This window comes from Rhizorhabdus sp. P4_G6 (genome assembly GCF_056401045.1).
The window spans coordinates 52,224-73,634 of the sequence record NZ_JBFUKC010000011.1; the positions used below are offsets into that span (position 1 = coordinate 52,224).

Below are 21,411 nucleotides of genomic sequence, written 5' to 3' on the forward strand. Positions count from 1 at the left end.
ATTGCGAAGCAATGGGAGGGGGTGAGGGCACGCCTTGCGGCAATGTCGTGCCCTCACCCAACTGCGACTAGGCGCGTCCCGCGCCAAGTCTCGTATCCCTCTCCCCAACTGGGAGAGGGAAAGCGTTACAGCGTGCGCTCGCGCTCCTCGACTTCGAACGTCTCGACGATGTCGCCGGGTTTGATGTCGGTCGTCGATTCCAGCGTGATACCGCATTCGAGCCCGGCGCGAACTTCGGGAACGTCGTCCTTGAACCGGCGCAGCGATGCGATCTGGCCGTTGTAGATGATGACGTCGTCGCGCAGGACGCGAGCACGCAGCTTCTGGCGGATATAGCCATCGACCACGAGCAGGCCGGCGGCCTTGCCGTGCTTGCCCGCCGAGAACACTTCGCGGATCTCGGCGCGGCCGACGACATGCTCGAGATATTCGGGACCAAGCTGGCCCGCCATCGCGGCGCGGATCTCATCGAGCAGGTCGTAGATCACGTCATAATATTTGAGCGCGACCCCGTCCCGCGTAGCGATCTCGCGCGCCTTGGCGTTGGCGCGGACGTTGAAGCCGATGATCGGCGCCTTCGAGGCCGCGGCCAGGCTGACGTCGCTCTCGGTGATGCCGCCGACGCCCGAATGCAGGATGCGAACCTGGATGAGATCGGTCGAGATCTTGTTGAGCGAGCCAACGATCGCCTCGACCGAGCCCTGGGCATCGGCCTTGACCACCACCGGATATTGCTGCGCCTGCTGCTCGCGCAGCGCCGAGAACATCGATTCGAGGCTGGCCGGGGCCGAGGTGGTCCGCTTCTGCTGGATCACGCTGGCACGGTAGGCCGCGACTTCGCGGGCACGCGCTTCGTTCTCGACCACCGAAAGCTGGTCGCCGGCCGAGGGAACGCCGGTCAGGCCGAGGATCTCGACCGGAAGCGACGGACCCGCCACCTTGATGTTGCGGCCCTTGTCGTCGATCAGCGCGCGAACCTTGCCGCTCTGGGCGCCGACGACGAAGATGTCGCCGACCTTGAGCGTGCCGCGGCTGACGAGCACGGTGGCGACCGCGCCACGGCCCTTGTCGAGCGTCGCCTCGACCACGCTGCCTTCGGCGGCGCGATCGGGATTGGCCTTGAGCTCGAGCAGTTCGGCCTGAAGCTCGATCTTCTCGATCAGTTCGTCGAGGCCGGTTTTCTTGAGCGCCGAAACCTCGACCTCCTGGACGTCGCCGCCCATGCTCTCGACCTGCACGTCGTGCTGGAGCAGCGCCTCGCGCACCTTCTGCGGGTTCGAGCCCGGCTTATCCATCTTGTTGATCGCGATGATCATCGGCACGCCCGCCGCGCGCGTGTGGCTGATCGCCTCGATCGTCTGCGGACGCAGCCCGTCGTCGCCGGCGACCACGATCACGACGATGTCGGTAATGTTGGCGCCGCGCGCGCGCATGTCGCTGAACGCTTCATGGCCCGGCGTGTCGAGGAAGGTGATCTTGGCGCCGCTCTTCACCTGCACCTGATAGGCGCCGATATGCTGGGTGATGCCGCCGGCTTCGCCGCTGGCGACATCGGTGCCGCGCAGCGCGTCGAGCAGGCTGGTCTTGCCATGGTCGACATGGCCCATGATCGTCACGACCGGCGGACGCGTTACCAGCGTCTCGTCCAGATCGACATCGTCGGAGGCGACCAGATCGACATCGCTGTCGGACACGCGCTTGATGTTGTGGCCGAACTCGGTGACCAGCAGCTCGGCGGTGTCCTGGTCGATCGCCTGGTTCACGGTGACGGGCATGCCCATCTTGAACAGCGACTTGACCAGGTCGGCACCGCGCTCGGCCATGCGGTTGGCAAGCTCGCCGACGGTGATCGTCTCCGGCACTGCGACGTCGCGGACCTGCTTCTGCTGCACGGAGCCCGACTGATGGGCGCGGCGATCCTTTTCACGAGCGCGCTTGAGCGCCGCGAGCGAACGGGCGCGGGCGCCGCTATCGTCATCGAGCGCCTTGGTGACGGTCAGCTTGCCCGACTGGCGGCGATCGTCGCCCTTGCGGTCGCGCTGCAGCGGACGGCTGGGCTCGGGACGCTTCGGGCTGACAACGGGGGTGAACCGGCGCGGCGGCGGTACGCCGTCGCTGCGCTTCTCCGCTTCCGGCGCGGCGGCGGCTTCGGCGACCGCGGGTGCCTCGGCGACGGCAGTCGCCTCGGGCTCGGGAGCGGCGGCGGGCGGCGCCGCCGGCTGGGCAGGAGCGCGTTCGGCCTCCTCTTCGGCGCGGCGCTTTTCGTCGGCGCGGCGCTTCTCTTCCTCGCTCGCTTCCATCTTCAGCCGCTCATCGCGACGGCGCGCTTCCTCGAGCGCGGCCATGCGTGCTTCGTCGGCCTCGCGCAGCAGGCGCTCCTGCTGCTCACGGCGCTCGAGCGGCGTCATCGGGCGCATCTGCGTGGGCTGGGGGGCAGGGCGTGGTGCTGCTGCCGCGGGCGCGGGCTGGGCAGGCGCGGCCTGTGCGACGGGGGCGGGTGCAGGCGTCGGTTCATCGATCACCTGGGGCTCGGCCTCGCCCGGGCGTCCGCCGAGCACGCGGCGGCGCTTGACCTCGACGACCACGGTGTTCGAACGGCCGTGGCTGAAGCTCTGCTTCACCTGGCCCGTCTCGACCGTGCGCTTGAGGCCCAGTGGCGCGCGCATTCCCAGCTTCGGCTTGTCGTTATCACTCATCTGGTAACCGAACCCTTCACTTCACGAATTTGTAGCGCCGATGGACCCTGCGGATCGACTCCGCAAGGCTGAAGCGCTCTCAGAACGTCCTATGAAGCCGCACCAGCGGCTCAAAGCGTCAGCCACGCGCACGGCAGATGCCGGCACGGTCAGCCCGATATGTACCACATTGTCCCGGCCTAACGCCATCGACAATATGGTGCGTTCGGCCGGGATTACTACCCCGCGAAGGTCCGATCCTTCGGCGTCCCGGCCCATCCGCAGCGCCTGGTCCAGCTTGCGGTTGCCGTCCTCCGAGGCATCGGCGGCGTGCAGCAGGAGATGCAGCTGGCCGCGCCGGGCGGCATCGCCGATCCGGTCGGACCCGGTGAGCAGTGCTCCCGCCCGCGCTTCCAGGCCGAGCCGGTCGAGCGCAGCCCGGCGCAGGCCGTCCTCGATCCGCTCGGGAAGGTCGGCGGGAATGGTGAAAGAGCCGTCCTTGAAGGCGCGGGCGAGCGCGCCCTTGAGCTTGCCCTTGGCGATGGCGGTCTCGAGCGTTGCGCGGTCGACGCCGATCCATGCGCCGCGCCCGCCGGCTCTGGCGCGAAGATCGGGCATGACGGTGCCGTCGGGCCCGATCGCCAGCCGGATCAGCTTGCCGCGCGCGTCATGCTCCCCGGTCAGGATGCACTTGCGTTCGGGAACATGCTTTTCCGGCCGCGGAGGCCGATCCTCCGAGTCCTGATCCGGTGCTAGCGGAACGTCCTGATGGTCATCGTGTGCCATTCGCGGGAGCGACCTCCTGCGTGGCGGTGGCGGGACGGTCGGCGATCAGCAGCCCGCCCGAGCCATAATTCTCCGTCGAAATCTCGGTGATGTTCACCTGCACCGCGCTCGCGGGCTTGCCGAGATGCGCGCCCAGCGACCGCGTCACGTCAGCGACGATGGCGGCCTTCTGTTCGCGCGTGGCGGAGCCCGCGATCCGGATGTCGACGAACGGCATGGGTGTCAGGCCTCGTCGGCGAACCAGTGGGCGCGGGCGGCCATGATGATCTCGTTGCCCTGATCCTCGCTCAGGCCATATTCGCCGAGCACGCCCGCCTTGTTCTCCTCGCGCTCCGCACGCTCGGGGCGATCGGGCTTGTCGCTGCTCGGCCGGCGGCGCTGTTCGGCCCGCTTCTTCTGGATCAGCTCGTCGGTGGCGAGATCGGCGAGATCGTCGAGCGTCTTGATGCCGGCCTTGCCCAGCGTGACCAGCATCGCCTCGGTCAGATAGGGCAGTTCGGCCAGCGCGTCCTCGACGCCGAGCGCGCGGCGCTCCTCGCGGGCGGCGCTTTCGCGGCGCTCCAGCGCTTCCTGCGCGCGGTTCTGCAGCTCGGCGCCGAGCTCGTCGTCGAAGCCTTCGATCGAAGCGAGCTCGTCGAGATCGACATAGGCGACCTCTTCGAGCGCGCCGAAGCCCTCGGCCACCAGCAGCTGCGCGAGCGTCTCGTCGACGTCGAGCTCGTTCTGGAACATCTCGCTGTTCTGGAGGAACTCCTTCTGGCGCTTCTCGCTGGCATCGGCTTCGGTCAGGATGTCGATGGCCTTGCCGGTCAGCTGGCTGGCGAGGCGGACATTCTGGCCGCGGCGGCCGATCGCGAGGCTGAGCTGGTCGTCGGGGACCACAACTTCGATGCGCTCCTCTTCCTCGTCGATGACGACGCGGGCGACCTGGGCCGGCTGCAGCGCGTTGACGACGAAGGTCGCGGTGTCGGGCGACCAGGGGATGATGTCGATCTTCTCGCCCTGCATCTCCTGGACAACCGCCTGGACGCGGCTGCCCTTCATGCCGACGCAGGCGCCGACCGGATCGATCGAGCTGTCATGGCTGATCACGCCGATCTTGGCGCGGCTGCCGGGATCGCGCGCGGCGGCCTTGATCTCGATGATGCCGTCGTAGATTTCCGGCACTTCCTGCGCGAACAGCTTCTTCATGAAGTCTGGATGCGCGCGGCTCAGGAAGATCTGCGGCCCGCGATTCTCGCGGCGCACGTTGAGAATCAGGCTGCGGACGCGATCACCGACGCGGACGACTTCGCGCGGAATCTGCTGGTCGCGGCGGATGACACCCTCGGCGCGGCCCAGGTCGACGACGACATGGCCGAACTCGACGCGCTTGACGACGCCGGTGATGATCTCACCAGCGCGGTCCTTGAACTCGTCATATTGGCGCTCGCGTTCGGCGTCGCGGACCTTCTGGAAGATCACCTGCTTGGCGGCCTGGGCGGCGATGCGGCCGAACTCGATCGGAGGCAGCGGATCGACGATATAGTCTCCGACCACGGAGCCCTTCTGCAGCTTCTGCGCCTCGGCGACCGAAACCTGCTTGAAATAGTCGTCGACCTCCTCGACCACCTCGACGACGCGCCACAGCCGCATGTCGCCGGTCTTGCCGTCGATCTTCGCGCGGATGTCGTTCTCGGCGCCATAGCGGGCGCGGGCGGCGCGCTGGATAGCATCCTCCATCGCCTCGATGACGATCTCGCGATCGATCAGCTTTTCGCGGGCGACGGCATCGGCGATGGCGAGCAGTTCGGCGCGATTGGCAGTGATGGCGGTGGCCATGACGGACTTATCCTTCCACTTGAGTCTTGCGGGCGCCGCTGGGCGGCGCATCTTCGATCACCGTGTCGACACCCTCGATCGAGAGTGGCGCGGTGGCCTTGATGAGAGCATCGGTCAGGATCAGCTTCGCACTGGCGATCTGTGCCAGCGGGACCGCTACCTCACCGAGTTTATTTACACCGAGCGTCACCGAGTCGCCATCGCTGGCGATGATGCGCCCGTCGAACTGCTTGCGACCGCCTGCCCCGGACCCCGATCCGGGGGCGAGCGCTTCCGCAAGCTTCACGCGCACGTCGAAACCCGCCCAGTCGGTCCAGTCGCTGACCCGGGTCAGCGGCCGGTCGATGCCCGGCGAGCTGACTTCGAGCCGATAGGCTTCCTCGATCGGATCGAACTCGTCGAATTTATCCGAAATCCGGCGCGACAGCGCCTCGCAGTCGGTGATGTCGAGCTGTCTCGTGTCGGGGCGCTCAGCCATCACCTGCAAGGTCGGATCGCTCTTCCCGCCGAAGAACGCGACGCGCACGAGCGCCAGCCCGAGTGCCTGGCACTCGGGCTCGATCAACCTGGTCAGGGCGGCGATGTCCGCCATTCACGCTCCCGTACGATACACAGAAGTTGTTGCCTCGGAGGCTTCCGCCCCCGAGCCCGGCAAAGTTTCCAATGTCGAGAATTGTCCGCGCTATAGGCGAAGCTGCGCCGGGGGGCAATATGCGATCCGCGCATCGGACATGTTTAGACATTGGTCCGTTTTTTTCCCGGCCGTGGTGCTCGGGGCGTGGGCCTTAGCGATATCCTAACCATGTTGACGGCACAGCCAGGGCATGATCCGCAGATTGTCTTACATCATGCAAGCCGGCATGCCGCTGATAGTCCAGCTGGCCCTGTTGCTGATCGGCTTCACGTTCGTCCTCCTCGCGCCGCCGGCGCATGGGGCCATCCTGCTTGTGCCGCTCAGTCGCGATGCGCGGGCGCATGTTGCGGCTTTGGCCGTGGAGCGCGGCGCGCTGTTGATCGGCCGCGGGCGATTCGAAGGATCGCTCATCGTGCGGGGAGATCGAAATCTTCTGGGGGGTGCGCTGCTGCGCCGGGGGATCCTGCCGATCGCGGCGCCGGAAATATCCTGCGGTGTCCTGGCAGGCGAAGGGCAGCCAGCATGAGGATGGCCGAACTCGATCAGGTCCGGATGCGCAGCATAAGGATGATGGCCTGCGCCGGCTGCCTGTTTGGCGTGTCGCTGGCGGCCGGGGTCGCCTTTGGCGTAATGAACGGAGGCTGGCCGCTCGTCGTCCTGGCCGCGCTCTTGAATATTCTACCCGTCAGGATGGCGCTGGCGCGCCGCCACGATCTGCAGGCCCGGCTCATGATGGGCGTGCTTGCCGCGGCGCTTCCGGCGATGTTGACCTATTCGTTCAAGGGGCATGTCTGGCAGATGGACATGCATCTGTTCTTCCTGGTCTCGCTCGCTGCGCTGATGCTGCTGTGCGACTGGCGGCCGATGCTGCTGACGACGGTCCTCGTGGCGCTGCATCATCTTCTGCTCGATTATCTGGCGCCCCAATGGGTCTTCGCAGGAACCGCCACCCCTGCCCGGGTGCTGGTCCACGCGCTCGCACTGGTCGGTGAATTTCAGGTCCTGACCTTGATGACTCTGCGGCTCCAGGCATTGCTCGGCGCACAGGCTATCGCACGGGCGAACAGCGAACGGCTGGCGGCCGAAGCCGAGGCCGCCATGGTCGAGGCTCGCACGGCGCAGGCGGATGCCGAGCGCGCGCTGGCAATGGCCGCCGATGCGGATCGGCGGGCCGCAGCGGAACGCAGCCGTCGTGAAGAAGGCGAGCGTGCCGCGGCTGCGGCGCGATCCGCCGATATGCTCAATCTCGCCGGACAGTTCGAAAGCTCGGTCCGTCGCGTCGTCACCTCGGTGGGGGCCGCAGCGACCCAGCTCGAATCGACGTCTACCGCCTTGAACGACCTCGCCAGTGACAGCGGCCGCCAGAGCGCGGAGGTCGCCAGGCGCGCCGATGGTGCCAGCAAGGCGGCTCGTGCGGTGGCCAGCAGCGTGGCCGAGCTGTCGCAGTCGATCACAGGAATCGCGGCGACCATCGACGAGCAGGCCGAGCTGAGTGCCCGCGCACGAAATAATTCGGCTACCGGGGACGAGGCGGTCCGCACATTGGCGGACCGCGCGACCGACATCGGCGAGTTCGCCGGTCGGATCAAGTCGATCGCTTCGCACACCAACCTCCTTGCGCTCAACGCTACGATCGAGGCCGCGCGGGCCGGCACCGCCGGCCAGGGCTTTGCGGTTGTCGCCGCCGAGGTGAAGAGCCTTGCATCGCAGACGGCACGCGCGACCGCCGAGATCACCGTGCTGATCGATGGCGTCCATGCCGGCGCCCGCGTGGCCGAGGGATCGCTCAATGATGTTTCGTCGGTCGTCGACCAGCTTGCCGATGCCGCCACGGGAATTAGAAAGATGCTTGCCGAACAGCGGCGAACGACGCAGCTGCTCGAGGATAATGCGAAGCATACGGCACAGGGCGCCGACGAGATGGCTGAACGTATCGGTGCCGTCGCAGCGGTCGCCAACGAAGCCGGTCGGCTATCGAGTCAGGTGCGCGGCGCGGCGGGCGACCTCGTTGCCCATGCCCTGGGCCTGGAGGCAGCGACGCGAACCTTCGTGCAGCAGCTGAAGAGAGGGTAGTTTGTCTTAGGCCCTCAGGCGCCGGGCGCAGCACATCCGTGCTGCTTGGCTTCCTCGCTAGCGCTCGGACGCGTTGCACGCGCTTGCCTCTTCGAACCTCTCGAGTTCGACGATGAGATCTGCGTCGGGACATGTCAGTGTCCCGCAAGGCCAAAGGCCGCCCGAGCTTATTGCGAGGAAGCCAAGCGAGGCGGATGCCTCGCGCCCGGCGTTTGAGGGCCAAACAAAAAAAGCGCAGCCGCCCTCAGGCGGCTAAGCGCATCTCCATGCGATCCCAGATCTCGACCAGCGCCTGGGTCAGTTCGCGCATCATCGCCTCGCTGTGCGCCGGGCCGGGCGTGAAGCGCAGGCGTTCGGTGCCGCGCGGCACGGTCGGGTAATTGATCGGCTGCACATAGACGCCATATTCGGCGAGCAGGATGTCCGACACCTTCTTGGCCTTGATCGGATCGCCGACCATGAGCGGCACGATATGGGTGGCGGTGTCCATCACCGGCAGGCCGGCGTCGGCGAACATCTTCTTGAGCGTCGCGGCGGCAGCCTGCTGGCCATCGCGTTCCGCCGAGGACTGTTTGAGGTGGCGCACGCTGGCGAGCGCCCCTGCGACCAGCACCGGCGCCAGCGACGTCGTGAAGATGAAGCCGGGCGCATAGGAGCGGATCACGTCGATGATCATCCGGTCGGCCGCGATATAGCCGCCCATCACCCCGAACGCCTTGCCCAGCGTGCCCTCGATCACGGTCAGCCGCTTGGCGGCGTCGTCGCGATCCGAGATTCCGCCGCCGCGCGCGCCGTACATGCCGACGGCATGGACTTCGTCGAGATAGGTGAGCGCGTTATACTTGTCGGCAAGGTCGCAGATCGCGTGGATGGGGGCGACGTCCCCGTCCATCGAATAGACGCTCTCGAAGGCGATGAGCTTGGGGACTTCGGAGTCTTCGGCAGCCAGCAGCTCTTCGAGATGCTCGAGATCATTGTGGCGGAACACCCGCTTCTCGCAGCCCGAATTGCGGATGCCCGCGATCATCGAGGCGTGGTTCAGTTCGTCCGAGAAGATGATGCAGCCGGGCAGCACCTTGGTCAGCGTCGACAGCGTCGCCTCGTTCGAGACATAGCCCGAGGTGAACAGCAGCGCGCCTTCCTTGCTGTGCAGGTCGGCAAGCTCATATTCGAGGTCGACATGATAATGGGTGTTGCCGCCGATGTTGCGGGTACCACCGGAGCCGGCGCCGACGTCGTGGAGCGCTTCCTCCATCGCCTCGATCACCTTGGGGTGCTGGCCCATGGCGAGATAGTCGTTCGAGCACCAGACGGTAACCGGCTTCGGGCCGTTATGGCCGGCGAAGCAGCGCGCATTGGGGAACATCCCCTTGTTGCGCAGGATATCGATGAAAACCCGGTATCGGCCTTCCGCATGGAGACGGTCGATGGCCTGGGTAAAAACGCGATTATAGTCCAAGAGCCCTGCTCCCCGCCGCCCGCTCTACCAAGGGGCTGAATCGCCCGCCTTTTAAGATGTCGTTCGCGCAAATGCCAGAGCGAACCTCTCGCAACCTTATATGCTAGATATGCTATAAAATCGATATGTCAGCGAGGCCGCGCGCCGCCAGCCCGGCCCGCAGCGTGTCGCCTATGTGCAGCGGCGCGGTGAACACCGCCTCGCCCCGTGCCGCGGCCGGCCATTGCTGTCCGTCTGTCAGAAATGCCACGCGCCGGGCGATTCCGGGTCCGCCGTCGATGAAAGCGAGGGGGCGCGGGGCCGCGGCCGCGAGCTCCTCGGCGACCAGCGGGAAGTGGGTGCAGGCCAGCACCACCATGTCGATCCGATCGCCGCCAGGCTGATCGAGCAGCCCGCGAAGCACGGCGGCATAGTCGGCCGGATCGGTCGCCTCGCCGCGCAGCTTCGCCTCCGCCAGCTCGACGAGTCGCGCCGAGCCGTGGCGCAGCACGATGCAGTCGGACGCGAAGCGGGCGGAGAGATCATCGACATAGGGCTGGCGAACCGTCGCATCGGTACCGAGCACCCCGATCGCTCGTCGTGCCGAGCGTTCCGCCGCCGGCTTGATCGCCGGCACGGTGCCGACCACCGGGAGGTCCAGCGCGGCGCGCACGGCGGCCAGCGCGATCGTCGAGGCGGTGTTGCAGGCGATCACGACCAGGCGGGGCCGGTGCCGTTCGACCAGCCGGCCGAGCAGCGCCGGCACGCGGGCCGCGATCTCGGCCTCGCTGCGGATGCCATAGGGAAAGCCGCCATTGTCGGCGACGTAGACATAGGAGGATTGCGGCAGCAGCGCACGCGTCGGCGCCAGCACGGACAGGCCGCCCACCCCGGAATCGAACATCAGGATCGGGCGTTCGTCTGCCATCGCGCCCCCCATAGAGCCGGATCGTGCGTCGTGGAAGCGCCATGCGCTTCTCCCGGTGCGGCGAAGCGTGCAGGGGTTTAACCTTTATCATGTCGTGCCCGTAACCTTCTGTGCACTTGTGTGTGTTGCCATGCACATTGCATCGATTATGCTGTGGCAGCGCTAAGGGGAGCAACATTCATCCATGGTTTCGCTCACGGGAATCCTCGTGCTTTTTGGCGCTTATCTGCTCGGCTCGATCCCCTTTGGGATCGTGCTCACGCGGTTCGGCGGTGCAGGCGACCTGCGCCAGATCGGCTCCGGCAATATCGGTGCGACCAATGTGCTCAGGACGGGGCGCAAGGGGCTTGCGGCGGCGACGCTGCTGCTCGATGGCGGCAAGGGCGCGGCTGCGGTGCTGATCGCGGCCCAGCTGCAGCCGGAGCTTGCGTTGCTGGCGGGCGTGGCGGCGTTCGTCGGCCATCTTTTCCCGCTGTGGCTCAATTTTCGAGGCGGCAAGGGTGTGGCGACCATGCTCGGGGTGTCGCTCGCGGCGTGGTGGCCGGCCGGTGTCGCCTTCGCGCTGGTGTGGATCGCGATGCTGGCGATCAGCCGCCGTTCCTCGGTCGGCGGGATTGCCGGCGCCACGGCCGCGCCGATCGCCGCCGCGGTGGATGGCCGATCGGCCGTGGTGCTGGTGATGCTCGCGATGGCGCTGCTCGTCGTCTGGAAGCACCGTGACAACATCGCGCGGCTGATGGCCGGAACCGAACCCAGGGTCGGCGAGAGCTGAGCTGGACGCGATCGAGCTGACCGCAGCCGACCTGACCGCGGCGGAGCGCCTTGCCCGGCTGCGGCTGATCCGCACGCCCCGCATCGGCCCCGTCGCCTATCTCCACCTGCTCCGCCGGTTCGGCAGCGGCGAGGCGGCGCTGGCGGCGCTGCCCGATCTCGCCCGGCGGGGTGGTGGGCATGTACCGGCCGTGCCGCCGATGCAGGCCGCCGAGGCCGAGCTGCACCGGATCGATCGGCTTGGCGCGCGCAGCCTGTTTCGCGGCAGCGCGGCCTATCCGGTGCTGCTCGACCAGATCGAGGCCGCGCCGCCGATGCTGATCGTCAAGGGCGATCCCGCCCTGCTCGCGCGCCGCGCGGTGGCCATCGTCGGCGCCCGCAATGCCAGTGGCGCCGCCGTCCGTTTCGCCCGGATGCTGGCGCATGATCTCGGCGAGCAGGGCTGGCTGGTCGTGTCGGGACTTGCGCGCGGCATCGACACCGCCGCGCATGTCGGTTCGATCGCGACGGGGACGGCGGCGGTGATCGCGGGCGGCATCGACGTGGTCTATCCACCCGAGAATGATGCGCTCCAGCGCGACATCGCCGAGCGGGGGCTGCTGATCGCCGAACAGCCGCCGGGCGTCGAGCCGAGGGCGCGGCATTTTCCCTATCGCAACCGGATCATCGCCGGGCTGGCGGCGGGCACGGTGGTGGTCGAGGCCGCGCCCAAATCGGGGTCGCTGATTACCGCCCGGCTAGCCACCGAATTCGGCCGCGAGGTCATGGCGGTGCCGGGCTCGCCGCTCGATCCGCGCGCCCAGGGCTGCAACCTGCTGATCCGCGAGGGCGCGACGCTGATCCAGTCCGCCGCCGACATCGCCGAGGCGCTGGCGCCGATCGGCGGAGTTTTCGCGCGCAGCCCCGCTGGCTTCGAACCGGCGTCGACGGCCGCGGCGGGCGATGCCGACGATCATGCGCGCAGCGCGATCGTCGATCTGCTCGGGCCGGTGCCGCTGCCGGTCGACGAACTCATCCGGCAGGCCGCCATCCCGGCCGGCACGATCCAGACGGTGCTGCTCGAACTCGAACTCGCCGGCCGCATCGAGCGCCATGCCGGCGGGCGGGTCAGCCTGCTTCGATAGCAGGCGGCGCGAAACAGCCCCTTGACGATGGTCGCAACCCCTCTTCACCCTCGTACGTGTACATGCGCGTAAGAGGATTGTCGGAAAGCCTATGAAGCTCGTTGTCGTCGAATCCCCCGCCAAGGCGAAGACCATCGAAAAATATCTGGGGCCGGGGCACCGCGTCCTCGCCTCCTATGGCCATGTCCGCGATCTGCCGGCCAAGGACGGTTCGGTCGATCCCGACAACGGCTTCGCGATGGAATGGGAAGCCTATGCCGACAAGACCAAGCAGCTCAAGGCGATCGCCGACGAGGCCAAGAGCGCCGACGCGCTGATCCTCGCGACCGATCCGGATCGCGAGGGCGAGGCGATCAGCTGGCATGTCCAGGAGGTGCTCAGGAAGCGCAAGGCGCTGCCCAAGGATGTCCAGCGCGTCACCTTCAACGCGATCACCAAGCCTGCGGTGCTCGAGGCGATGGCCAATCCGCGCGCGCTCGACGAGGACCTGATCGACGCCTATCGCGCCCGCCGCGCGCTCGACTATCTGGTCGGCTTCACCCTGTCGCCCGTGCTATGGCGCAAGCTGCCCGGCGCCAAGTCGGCCGGCCGCGTCCAGTCGGTGGCGCTGCGCCTCGTGGTCGACCGCGAGCGCGAGATCGAGCTCTTCAAGCCCCAGGAATATTGGTCGGTCGCCGCCGACATGGAGCATGACGGTATCCCCTTCGTCGCCCGGCTGGTGCGCTGGAAGGGGCAGAAGATCGAGCGGCTGACGATCGGCAACGGCACGGATGGCCAGGCCGCCAAGGCTGATGTCGAGGCGGGCCGCTTCTCGGTCGCCAGCGTCGAGACCAAGCCGCTCACCCGCAATCCGCCGGCGCCCTTCACCACCTCGACCCTGCAACAGGAGGCCGCCCGCAAGCTCGGCTTTTCCGCCAGCCACACCATGCGGATCGCCCAGGCGCTCTACGAGGACGGCGCGATCACCTATATGCGGACCGACGGCGTCCAGATGGACGGCGGCGCGATCAACGAGGCGCGCGGTGCCATCGCCAAGCGCTACGACGCGTCCTACGTCCCGGACAAGCCGCGTCAATATGTCGCCAAGGCCAAGAACGCCCAGGAAGCGCATGAGGCGATCCGGCCGACCGATTTCTCCAGGGATCGCGCCGGCGGCGGCGATCACGCCCGGCTCTACGACCTGATCTTCAAGCGCGCGCTCGCCAGCCAGATGGCGTCGGCGCGGCTGGAGCGCACCACCGTCGATCTGCTCGACGGCACCGGCCAGCACGGCCTGCGCGCGACCGGCCAGGTGGTGCTCTTCCCCGGCTATCTCGCGCTCTACGAGGAAGGCCGCGACGACGAGGGGGACGAAGAGTCCCGCCGCCTGCCGCGCATGCGCGAGGGCGATGCGCCGGCCAGGAAGGCGGTCACCGCCGAGCAGCATTTCACCCAGCCGCCGCCGCGCTATTCGGAGGCGAGCCTCGTCAAGAAGATGGAGGAGCTGGGAATCGGCCGCCCGTCGACCTATGCCTCGGTCCTGCAGACGCTCAAGGACCGCGACTATGTCACGGTCGAGAAGAACCGCTTCATCCCCGCCGAAAGCGGCCGGCTGGTGACGAGCTTCCTCGAACGCTTCTTCGAACGCTATGTCAGCTATGACTATACCGCCGGGCTCGAGGAGAGCCTCGATGACGTGTCGGGCGGGCGGGCCGGCTGGCAGGCGGTGCTCGAAGCCTTCTGGAAGGACTTCAAGCCCAAGACCGCCGAGGTGATGGAGCAGAAGCCGTCGGAGGTCACCAAGGCGCTCGACGAGTTCCTCGCGCCCTATCTGTTCCCCGACAAGGGCGACGGCACCGATCCGCGGCTATGCCCGGTCTGCGCCGAGGGTAGCCTGTCGCTGCGCGGCGGCAAGTTCGGCGCGTTCATCGCCTGCTCCAACTATCCCGAATGCAAATATACCCGCCGCTTCGCCCAGGCCGGCGGCGGCAACGAAGGCGCGGACGCGGGGCCGGTGGTGCTCGGCACCGATCCGGACACCGGGCTCGAAGTCTCGAAGCGCTCGGGCCGCTTCGGCGCCTATGTCCAGCTTGGCGAGGGCAAGGACGCCAAGCGCGGCTCGATCCCCAAGGACGTGCCGGGCGACGATCTCGACCTCGCCATGGCGCTCAGGCTGGTGTCGCTGCCGCGCACCATCGGTGCCCACCCCGAAAGCGGCCAGCCGATCACCGCCTCGATCGGCCGCTATGGCCCCTATCTGGCGCATGACGGCAAATATGCCCGGCTGGGCTCGACCGCCGAGGTGTTCGAGACCGGCATGAACGCCGCGGTGGTCAAGCTGGCCGAGGCGGCTGCCGGCGCCGGCCAGCGCCGCGGCGGCACCGAGCCGCTCAAGACCTTCGGCGAGAGCCCGGTGACCGGCAAGGAGGTCAGGCTGATGGCCGGACGCTTCGGCCCCTATGTCACCGACGGCGTCACCAATGCGACCCTGCCCAAGACCGCCGATCCCGACACGCTGACGCCCGAAGGCGCGCTCGAGCTGCTCGAGGCGCGGGCGGCGAAGGGGCCGGCCAAGGGCAAGAAGCCCGCGCGCAAGGCCGCCGCGGCGAAGACCCCCGCCGCCAGGAAGACCGCTGCGAAGAAGGCACCGGCCAAGAAACCGGCGCCGAAAAAAGCTGCAGCGACAAAAGATTAGTCCGCCATTCGATCGCCGCTGCCATCCTCGCTGGCCAGCTTCCCGCGGAATGGCCACGGGCCCGGTACTCATTGGCTTGGCATCGCCCCAGGCTGCGGCGGGTCATGCGGAACGGATACCGCGCCGCCACCACGGCGAATCATTTAGACAAAAGTCTAAAACCCCGGCGTCGGACAGCGGCATTCGTGCCGCTACCGGAACCTACAGGCGTCTGGAGACTTGTCGGTCCACAGGGCAAAACTCTGTAGGAGAATGGATATGAAGAAGATCATCTTGTGCGCAGTCGCCGCAATCGCGGCGATGTCGGCGCCAGCCACGGCGCAGGGTCGCGGTGGCGGCCATGGGGGTGGTCTCGGCGCGGGCGTAGGCGGCATGGGCGGCGGCCTCGGCGCCGGCATGGGAGGCGGCTTCGGCAGCGACGGCCGGGGCGCGGCCGGCGCCGAACATTCGCTGGGCAGCGGCTTCGATCGCCGCGACATCGCCCGCTCCGATCGGATGTCCGACGACCGCGCGTCGTTGACGGGTCGCAGCCACGCCGACGAAAATGCGGGCTTTTCGGCCAGCACCGACAGGGATCGTCATGACAGCGATCACCGCGATAGCGCCCGCTCGAAGCGTCATGCCTATGAGGCGAGCGACAAGGCCAAGGCGCAAGCCAATGCCAATGCCGGCCTGGCCAACGCGACCGAAAGCCAGGCGCTGGACGAATCCCGCGCAACCGCACGCCTGAACCGTAAGGCCTACGCCAACGCTACGGCGCGATCGCATGCCAATGCCCATTCGGGCCTGGCGACGACGACGGCCAAGCCCGCCAGGGAAACAACGCGGACGGCGGCCCGTTCGAAGCGCCACAGCTATGAGGCAGATGCAAGCGCCAAGCTGAAAGCCAACGCCAACGCTGGCCTCCGCTGAGCTCGTAAACGTCGGGAGGCGCCGGGTATCGGCGTCTCCCGCGTCTCCCGTACCGCTGGAAGGTGACGGCACGGCGCCAGCCGGCGAACACCTCCTGTCGTCCGTGAGCCCCGGGAAGGTCGGAGCCTAGTGTCCGCGGACCTCCTGCGCGGCATCCTCGAAGCTGGCGAGATGATCGGCCATCGCCTTCGCATGGGCCGGCCGCGCCTCGCCGCGCGCGACATAGGCGGCGAGTTTGGGGTGATCGTCGAGCACGCCGGTCCCGCGCAGGCCACCGAGCACCGAGACCATCATCAGGTCGCCATAGGTGAAATCGCCGCCATCGAGCACCTCCTTGTCGCCGAGCGCGTCGGCGAGATCCTTGAGCCGCGCGTGGAGATCGTCGACCACCTTGGGGCGGCGCGCCGTGGACCAGTCGCGATCCGCCTCGAATATGTCGACCACGGCCAGCTGCATCACCCAGGGCTCGACCGAATTGAGCGCCGCGATCAGCCACTGCGTCGCCCGGATGCGCGCCGCCGGATCGGACGGCACCAGCGCGCCCGTCGTCTCGCAGATGTGCAGCACGATGGCGCCGGATTCGAAGATCTCGGTCGTCGCGTCGCGATAGGTCGGGATCTGGCCGAACGGCTGGAAATGGCGGTGCGCCTGGCTTTTCACATAAGCGAAGTCGACCAGCTCGACGGCATAGGCCTGGCCGGCCTCCTCGAACGCCCAGCGCGCGCGGATATCGCGCACGAAGCCGCGGGCGAAGGGCGGCACCCAGGAAAAGGCGGTGATGACGGGGGTCATGATGGCCTCCAGCTCAGGCGACGGCGGCTTCGGGCGCGCTCATCGCGGCGACCGCCGCCTCGACGTCCATCCACATCGGCCCGATGCCGTGGCCGTCAAGATCCTCGAAGGCGCGCGAGTACATGAAGCCCAGATCCTCGGCCGCATGCCCTTCGCAACCGCCCGCCGCCACCGCCTTCGCCGTGATCGCGTCCACCGCCTCGCGGCTGTCGCACGACAGCGCGAACAGCACCGCGCTGGTGCTCCGGCTGTCGGCGATCGGCTTGGGGGCGAAGTCCGCGAAACGCGCATGGTCGAGCAGCATGAAGTTGATCTCGTCCGACCAGCGCAGCATCGCCGCTTCCGGCCCCTTGCAGATCGTCTCGTCCTTCACGAAGCCGATCGCTTCATAGAAGGCGGTCGAGGCCGCCACGTCCGCCACCGGCAGGTTCACGAAGATCATCTTGGCCATCGCTCGGACTCCTCTCTCGAATCACTATTTGCGGATCATGCTGTTGTGAGTTAGAAAAAACAACCATGGAGTTAGAAAAGATAACCAATCCGGTACGATGGTATGACGACGCCTGCGGCACCGCGCTGGCGATGCAGCTCATCGGGGAGCGCTGGTCGCTGCTGATCGTGCGCGAATTGATGTACGGTCCACGGCGCTTTTCCGAATTGCGGAGCGGCCTGCCGGGGATCAGCGCCAACACGCTGACGCTGCGGCTGGGCACATTGGAAGCGGCCGGCATCCTCGGCCGCCGCATGCTGCCCGCGCCCGCCTCGGTTCAGGTCTATGAGCTGACCCCCTGGGGCTATGAGAGCGAGCCCGCCATCATGGCGCTTGGCCGCTGGGCGGCGAGTTCTCCCCTGCACGATCCGAGCCTGTTCATGAGCGGCGCCTCGCTGATGATGTCGATGCGGACATTGTTCGTCGCCGATCGCGCCGCCGGGATGCAGGGACGGGTCGCCGTGCGGCTGGGGCCCGATCGCTTCGTCGGGACGCTGGCGGACGGACGGTTCCAGGTGCGGCGCGGCGAAGCCGATGATGCCGACGTGTCGATCGAGGCGGACACCGCCTGGCCGATCCTCTGCGTGATCTATGGCCATGAGCCGATCGAGCGCTGGGAAGCACAGGGCCTCACGATCCGCGGCGACCGCGCGCTCTTCGAACGCTTCGCGACCCTGTTCCAGCTGCCGCCGAAGATCGGCGGATGAGGACACCGGACGGCGTCGCCCGCGCCGCCATTCCTCCGGTCGGGCACATCGGCGGCCGCCGCTGTGGTAATGCCCGCCGCATCGCGATAGGGGGGCAGCGCAAAATCAGGCAATCAGGCAGACCCATGGGCCGCAGAGATTCGAGACGTGATCCCTATGGCGACGCGCATCGCGAGGAACAGCCTCCAGCGGAGCCGGTGCCCTGCTGGCTCTGTGGCCGCCCGACCGGCAAGGTCATCGTCTGGCACCATCCCGTGCCGAAGAGCCGGGGCGGGCGCGATGTCGTGCCCATGCACTCCATCTGTCAGCAGACGCTGATCGCCAGTTTCACCAATTCCGAACTGCAGCGCCATGGAATGGATGTGGAGGGCCTGCTGGCCAATCCCAATGTGCGCAAGTTCGTCGACTGGGTGGCTAAGAAGGATCCCGATTTCACTGCGACCATCGCCAGGAAGCAACGCTGATCAAGGTACCGCGAATGGGCCACCATCAAAAAACGTCCGCAAAGCGCAGCCTAGATCGCGGGAATCAATTAGTATAGTGTCCCCGGAAATCCCGGCCGCATACGGAGCATATGCCGTCGTCGAGAAGCCCTTATGCCTACCGAGAGTTCGTGACTCTGCTGGCAAAGGCTTGCCGCTGATACGGACCCGGTTGCCAACACAACAGCGCCGGCTTCAGGCATGTTTGTAGAGGCCGGGCGCCTGCAGGTCCCACTCTCCAGCAAGCTAGGCGAGCTGCTCGATCACCTCTTTCATCGCCAGACCGACTAAGGCTTTCGAGTTACACATGAAGGGTTTCACCCTCCGAAGGCACTTCGCGCGTATTCATGCAAGAGAACCATTTTTTGGAGGAACGGTGATGTCGATGGTCATCCGCGGAGCGACTGTGATGGCGGCACTGGTCTCCCTAGCTACCGCACACCCTGCCCTGGCTGAAAAGGGCGGCACGCCTACCGCCAGCGTCGGACCGGCTCCAGGTTATAGCACTGTCGATGTCGGCTCGAACGGTGGGGGTAGCGGCGACCCCAAAGGCACTCCCGCGCCCGTTGCCGGACTCGGAATTGGCGCGTTGGCAGCCCTTGGCTATCTCGCGCGAAGGTTACGGTCTCGCAAGGGCATATGAGCTTCACACCCGGGAATAACAGAGACACAATACCTATCTCTCGCTCCGGCTTTGCCCCATCGGTGCAAGGCTCGCCCTACACCAAGGCGCAATGTCGCGTGACACAGTTACATATCGTGTCCCCTTGTTCCGTTCTATCCGAAACGGTTTAGACTGTTCGGCAGGGGTGAATTGCTGACGGTCTACCTTCCCCAATGAAAGCTGATAGGCATATCGACATCCGACGACATGCTCTTGTGAACCGGGCAAGTGAACGCCGCGGCTTCCAACACCTTCCTGTCGCGATCAGCTATGCGATGGGGGATTTGAACGCGGGTGGTCAGGCGGCCGATCCGACGTGGTCCACTTGCCATTTCCTTGTCGACAGTCACCGTCGAGCCGGTGATGTCTATATCCATCGCCTGCGCTTTGGTGCCCATCACAGTGAGAATGCAGGTCCCGAGGGCAGTTGCGACGAGATCGGTTGGCGAAAAGCCATCGCCTTTGCCCATGTTGTCGGTCGGGGCATCCGTTGTGATTTCCACGCCGGACGGACCGTGTCGCGCTCGACAGTGCAAGTCGCCCAGATACTCAATATCGATCGCTACCATGCGCCCCTCCTGCCAAAGGGGGGTGAAGGAAATCGCCTTCTATGTCGAGCGCCGACGTCTTCGTCACAACCGGCCACAATTCCGGGGATGCCGGGTTCCTGAAGTGCACCCCATGGGTGAGACACTAAAAAAAGGGGTCAGGTCACATTGGTATATGTTCCTCGTTTGTTCTTGCCATTTCAGCGGTTTTGCGCCAGATTGGTCATGCCATCGGCGGGGGCCTCAATGAACAAGACAAGCGGCAACATTACGGATCCAGTCGGCGGAACGGCCGACCCCGCCGCACAATCACGCCAGCCCGAAATATTGGCGAGCGCCCCCCGCTGCGGAGCGCGCACCCGCGCCGGCACGCCGTGCCTATCCCCCGCGGTGCGCGGCAGCGCGCGGTGTCGGATGCATGGCGGCAAGGGCAGCGGCGCGCCGCGCGGCAATCGCAATGCGTGGAAGCATGGCGTCTACTCCGCGCGGTTCCGGGAGATCGCCCGCTATGTCCGCGCGACGAGCCGCGCCGCGACCGCGCGCAGGCTGGCGGAGGCCGGCCTCGCCTTCGGAAAATATAAAAAACGCATAGACAACCCCATGCACCCGGAAATTCGGGCGCAATCGGGCCCCGCCGCCGCCGCGCCGCCGGCAGCGGAATCCCAACCATGTCCCGTCATCCCGGACYTGATCCGGGATCCCGCTTCTTCTGTTTGCGTGCCCTGCCTGCGCGCTCGGCGAAAGGCAGCGGGATCCCGGATCAGGTCCGGGATGACATCGAGGAGGGGAGAGTCCGTCCCGCTACAGCCCCATCGCCTTGTACGCCGCGGCGAGGGTCGGGGCCGCCAGCGCGCGCGCCTTTTCCGCCCCCCGCGCCAGGATCGCGTCGAGCTCGGCCGGGTCGGCGTTGAGCGCCTTCAGGCGTTCGGCGATCGGCCCCAGCTTCCCGGCCAGCAGCTCGCCCAGCGCCGGCTTGAACGCGCCGAAGCCCTGTCCGCCGAACCTGGCCAGCACGTCGGCCGGGGTTGTATCGGTCATCGCCGCGTAGATGCCGACCAGGTTGCGTGCCTCGGGCCGCCCCTCCAGCCCCTCGACCGTGTCGGGCAGCGGCTCGGGATCGGTCTTGGCCTTGCGGACCTTCGACATGATCGTCTCGGCGTCGTCGGTCAGGTTGATGCGGCTCATGTCCGACGGATCGGACTTCGACATCTTCGCCGATCCGTCGCGCAGCGACATGATCCGCGCGCCGCTGGCCTTGCTGATCACCGGCTCGGGCAGGGTGAACAGCTCGACGCCGAAGTCGGTATTGAACTTGGTGGCGATGTCCCGCGCCAGCTCGAGATGCTGCTTCTGGTCCTCGCCGACGGGCACATGGGTGGTCTGGTAGAGCAGCACGTCGGCGGCCTGGAGCACCGGATAGCCATAGAGGCCGATCGAGGCGCCCTCGCGGTTCTTGCCCGATTTCTCCTTGAACTGGGTCATCCGGTTGAGCCAGCCGATCCGCGCGGTGCCGTTGAGCAGCCAGCACAGCTCGGCATGGGCGGGCACGTCGCGCTGGCGGAACAGGATCGCCTTGTCGGGATCGATCCCGCAGGCGACCAGCGCCGCCGCCATCTCGCGGATGTTGGCGGACAGCGTCTTCGGATCGTTGTGGACCGTGATCGCGTGGAGATCGGCCAGGAAGAACAGGCACTCGCCCTCGTCCTGCATCTGCACCCAGCGCCGGATCGCGCCGAGATAATTGCCGAGGTGCAGGTTGCCGGTAGGCTGGATGCCCGAGACTGTGCGCTTGTGGGTCATGATGCGCGGGCTTTTGCGGCCCGGGAGCGGAGAGGTCAAGGCTCGCACGTCCCACACGCCCCACAGGCCGTCATGCTGAACTTGTTTCAGCA

At 66.9% G+C, this 21,411-nt stretch carries 19 protein-coding genes and 1 pseudogene; 9 read left to right on the forward strand and 11 right to left on the reverse strand.

Annotated elements, in window-relative coordinates:
- Window positions 1-125 precede the first annotated feature (125 nt).
- The 5 genes from infB to rimP are packed head-to-tail and all read right to left on the reverse strand — an operon-like array spanning window position 126 to window position 5,874.
- Window positions 126-2,696, reverse strand: coding sequence for a translation initiation factor IF-2 (gene infB, locus AC1DPF_RS12620; protein ID WP_477872833.1), 2,571 nt, complete (start codon window positions 2,694-2,696; stop codon window positions 126-128).
- Between the two features lie 21 nt (window positions 2,697-2,717).
- A complete protein-coding gene (locus AC1DPF_RS12625) occupies window positions 2,718-3,461 on the reverse strand; it encodes a DUF448 domain-containing protein (protein WP_477961686.1) in 744 nt (247 codons plus the stop codon).
- On the reverse strand, window positions 3,448-3,678 hold the full coding sequence (locus AC1DPF_RS12630) for a tautomerase family protein (protein ID WP_477872837.1): 231 nt from the start codon (window positions 3,676-3,678) through the stop codon (window positions 3,448-3,450). The genes AC1DPF_RS12625 and AC1DPF_RS12630 overlap by 14 nt, the downstream gene beginning before the upstream one ends.
- A 5-nt stretch (window positions 3,679-3,683) precedes the next feature.
- Entirely contained in the window at window positions 3,684-5,282 is a 1,599-nt protein-coding gene (gene nusA / locus AC1DPF_RS12635) for a transcription termination factor NusA (RefSeq protein WP_477872839.1), read from the reverse strand.
- Between the two features lie 7 nt (window positions 5,283-5,289).
- Window positions 5,290-5,874 (reverse strand): ribosome maturation protein RimP, encoded by a 585-nt coding sequence (rimP, locus tag AC1DPF_RS12640; RefSeq protein ID WP_477872841.1) that lies wholly within the window; start codon window positions 5,872-5,874, stop codon window positions 5,290-5,292.
- Between the two features lie 295 nt (window positions 5,875-6,169).
- Here rimP and AC1DPF_RS12645 point away from each other — a divergent pair, with 295 nt between their 5' ends.
- Window positions 6,170-6,442 carry a hypothetical protein gene (locus AC1DPF_RS12645; RefSeq protein WP_477961687.1) on the forward strand — a complete coding sequence of 91 codons (273 nt, stop codon included), beginning with the start codon at window positions 6,170-6,172 and terminating at the stop codon, window positions 6,440-6,442.
- Window positions 6,439-7,989 (forward strand): methyl-accepting chemotaxis protein, encoded by a 1,551-nt coding sequence (locus AC1DPF_RS12650; RefSeq protein WP_477961689.1) that lies wholly within the window; start codon window positions 6,439-6,441, stop codon window positions 7,987-7,989. Before AC1DPF_RS12645 ends, AC1DPF_RS12650 begins: the two co-directional genes overlap by 4 nt.
- 244 nt (window positions 7,990-8,233) lie before the next feature.
- Here AC1DPF_RS12650 and hemA read toward each other — a convergent pair whose 3' ends face one another.
- Together hemA and murI are read right to left on the reverse strand one after the other, a co-directional pair.
- Window positions 8,234-9,448 carry a 5-aminolevulinate synthase gene (hemA, locus tag AC1DPF_RS12655; protein WP_477872847.1) on the reverse strand — a complete coding sequence of 405 codons (1,215 nt, stop codon included), beginning with the start codon at window positions 9,446-9,448 and terminating at the stop codon, window positions 8,234-8,236.
- A gap of 112 nt (window positions 9,449-9,560) precedes the next feature.
- A complete protein-coding gene (gene murI, locus AC1DPF_RS12660; RefSeq protein WP_477961691.1) occupies window positions 9,561-10,355 on the reverse strand; it encodes a glutamate racemase in 795 nt (264 codons plus the stop codon).
- Window positions 10,356-10,539: 184 nt separating this feature from the next.
- Here murI and plsY point away from each other — a divergent pair, with 184 nt between their 5' ends.
- The 4 genes from plsY (at window position 10,540) to AC1DPF_RS12680 (ending at window position 15,836) form a co-directional block, all read left to right on the forward strand.
- Window positions 10,540-11,127, forward strand: coding sequence for a glycerol-3-phosphate 1-O-acyltransferase PlsY (gene plsY / locus AC1DPF_RS12665; protein WP_477872851.1), 588 nt, complete (start codon window positions 10,540-10,542; stop codon window positions 11,125-11,127).
- 31 nt (window positions 11,128-11,158) lie between these two features.
- Entirely contained in the window at window positions 11,159-12,250 is a 1,092-nt protein-coding gene (gene dprA, locus AC1DPF_RS12670; protein ID WP_477961768.1) for a DNA-processing protein DprA, read from the forward strand.
- A gap of 91 nt (window positions 12,251-12,341) precedes the next feature.
- Complete coding sequence (gene topA, locus AC1DPF_RS12675) at window positions 12,342-14,924, forward strand: type I DNA topoisomerase (protein WP_477961693.1); 2,583 nt, start codon at window positions 12,342-12,344, stop codon at window positions 14,922-14,924.
- 258 nt (window positions 14,925-15,182) lie between these two features.
- Window positions 15,183-15,836 carry a hypothetical protein gene (locus AC1DPF_RS12680; protein WP_477961695.1) on the forward strand — a complete coding sequence of 218 codons (654 nt, stop codon included), beginning with the start codon at window positions 15,183-15,185 and terminating at the stop codon, window positions 15,834-15,836.
- A gap of 126 nt (window positions 15,837-15,962) precedes the next feature.
- On the opposite strand, the gene AC1DPF_RS12685 is transcribed toward AC1DPF_RS12680, so the two are convergent.
- Together AC1DPF_RS12685 and AC1DPF_RS12690 are read right to left on the reverse strand one after the other, a co-directional pair.
- Entirely contained in the window at window positions 15,963-16,628 is a 666-nt protein-coding gene (locus AC1DPF_RS12685; RefSeq protein ID WP_477961696.1) for a glutathione S-transferase family protein, read from the reverse strand.
- A gap of 13 nt (window positions 16,629-16,641) precedes the next feature.
- Entirely contained in the window at window positions 16,642-17,079 is a 438-nt protein-coding gene (locus tag AC1DPF_RS12690) for a VOC family protein (protein WP_477961698.1), read from the reverse strand.
- A 65-nt stretch (window positions 17,080-17,144) separates the two neighbouring features.
- Between AC1DPF_RS12690 and AC1DPF_RS12695 the strand changes: the two genes are divergently transcribed.
- Both AC1DPF_RS12695 and AC1DPF_RS12700 read left to right on the forward strand, forming a co-directional pair.
- A complete protein-coding gene (locus tag AC1DPF_RS12695; protein WP_477961700.1) occupies window positions 17,145-17,825 on the forward strand; it encodes a winged helix-turn-helix transcriptional regulator in 681 nt (226 codons plus the stop codon).
- A gap of 125 nt (window positions 17,826-17,950) precedes the next feature.
- The gene (locus AC1DPF_RS12700; RefSeq protein ID WP_477961770.1) at window positions 17,951-18,289 is read left to right on the forward strand and encodes a hypothetical protein; all 339 of its coding nucleotides are present in this window, start codon (window positions 17,951-17,953) and stop codon (window positions 18,287-18,289) included.
- A gap of 843 nt (window positions 18,290-19,132) precedes the next feature.
- On the opposite strand, the gene AC1DPF_RS12705 is transcribed toward AC1DPF_RS12700, so the two are convergent.
- Window positions 19,133-19,540, reverse strand: coding sequence for an OsmC family protein (locus AC1DPF_RS12705; RefSeq protein ID WP_477961702.1), 408 nt, complete (start codon window positions 19,538-19,540; stop codon window positions 19,133-19,135).
- Between the two features lie 225 nt (window positions 19,541-19,765).
- Here AC1DPF_RS12705 and AC1DPF_RS12710 point away from each other — a divergent pair.
- A pseudogene (locus AC1DPF_RS12710) lies at window positions 19,766-19,948 on the forward strand (HGGxSTG domain-containing protein); the annotation flags it as partial.
- Window positions 19,949-20,320: 372 nt separating this feature from the next.
- On the opposite strand, the gene trpS reads toward AC1DPF_RS12710, so the two are convergent.
- Entirely contained in the window at window positions 20,321-21,319 is a 999-nt protein-coding gene (gene trpS, locus AC1DPF_RS12715; protein ID WP_477961772.1) for a tryptophan--tRNA ligase, read from the reverse strand.
- Window positions 21,320-21,411 lie beyond the last annotated feature (92 nt).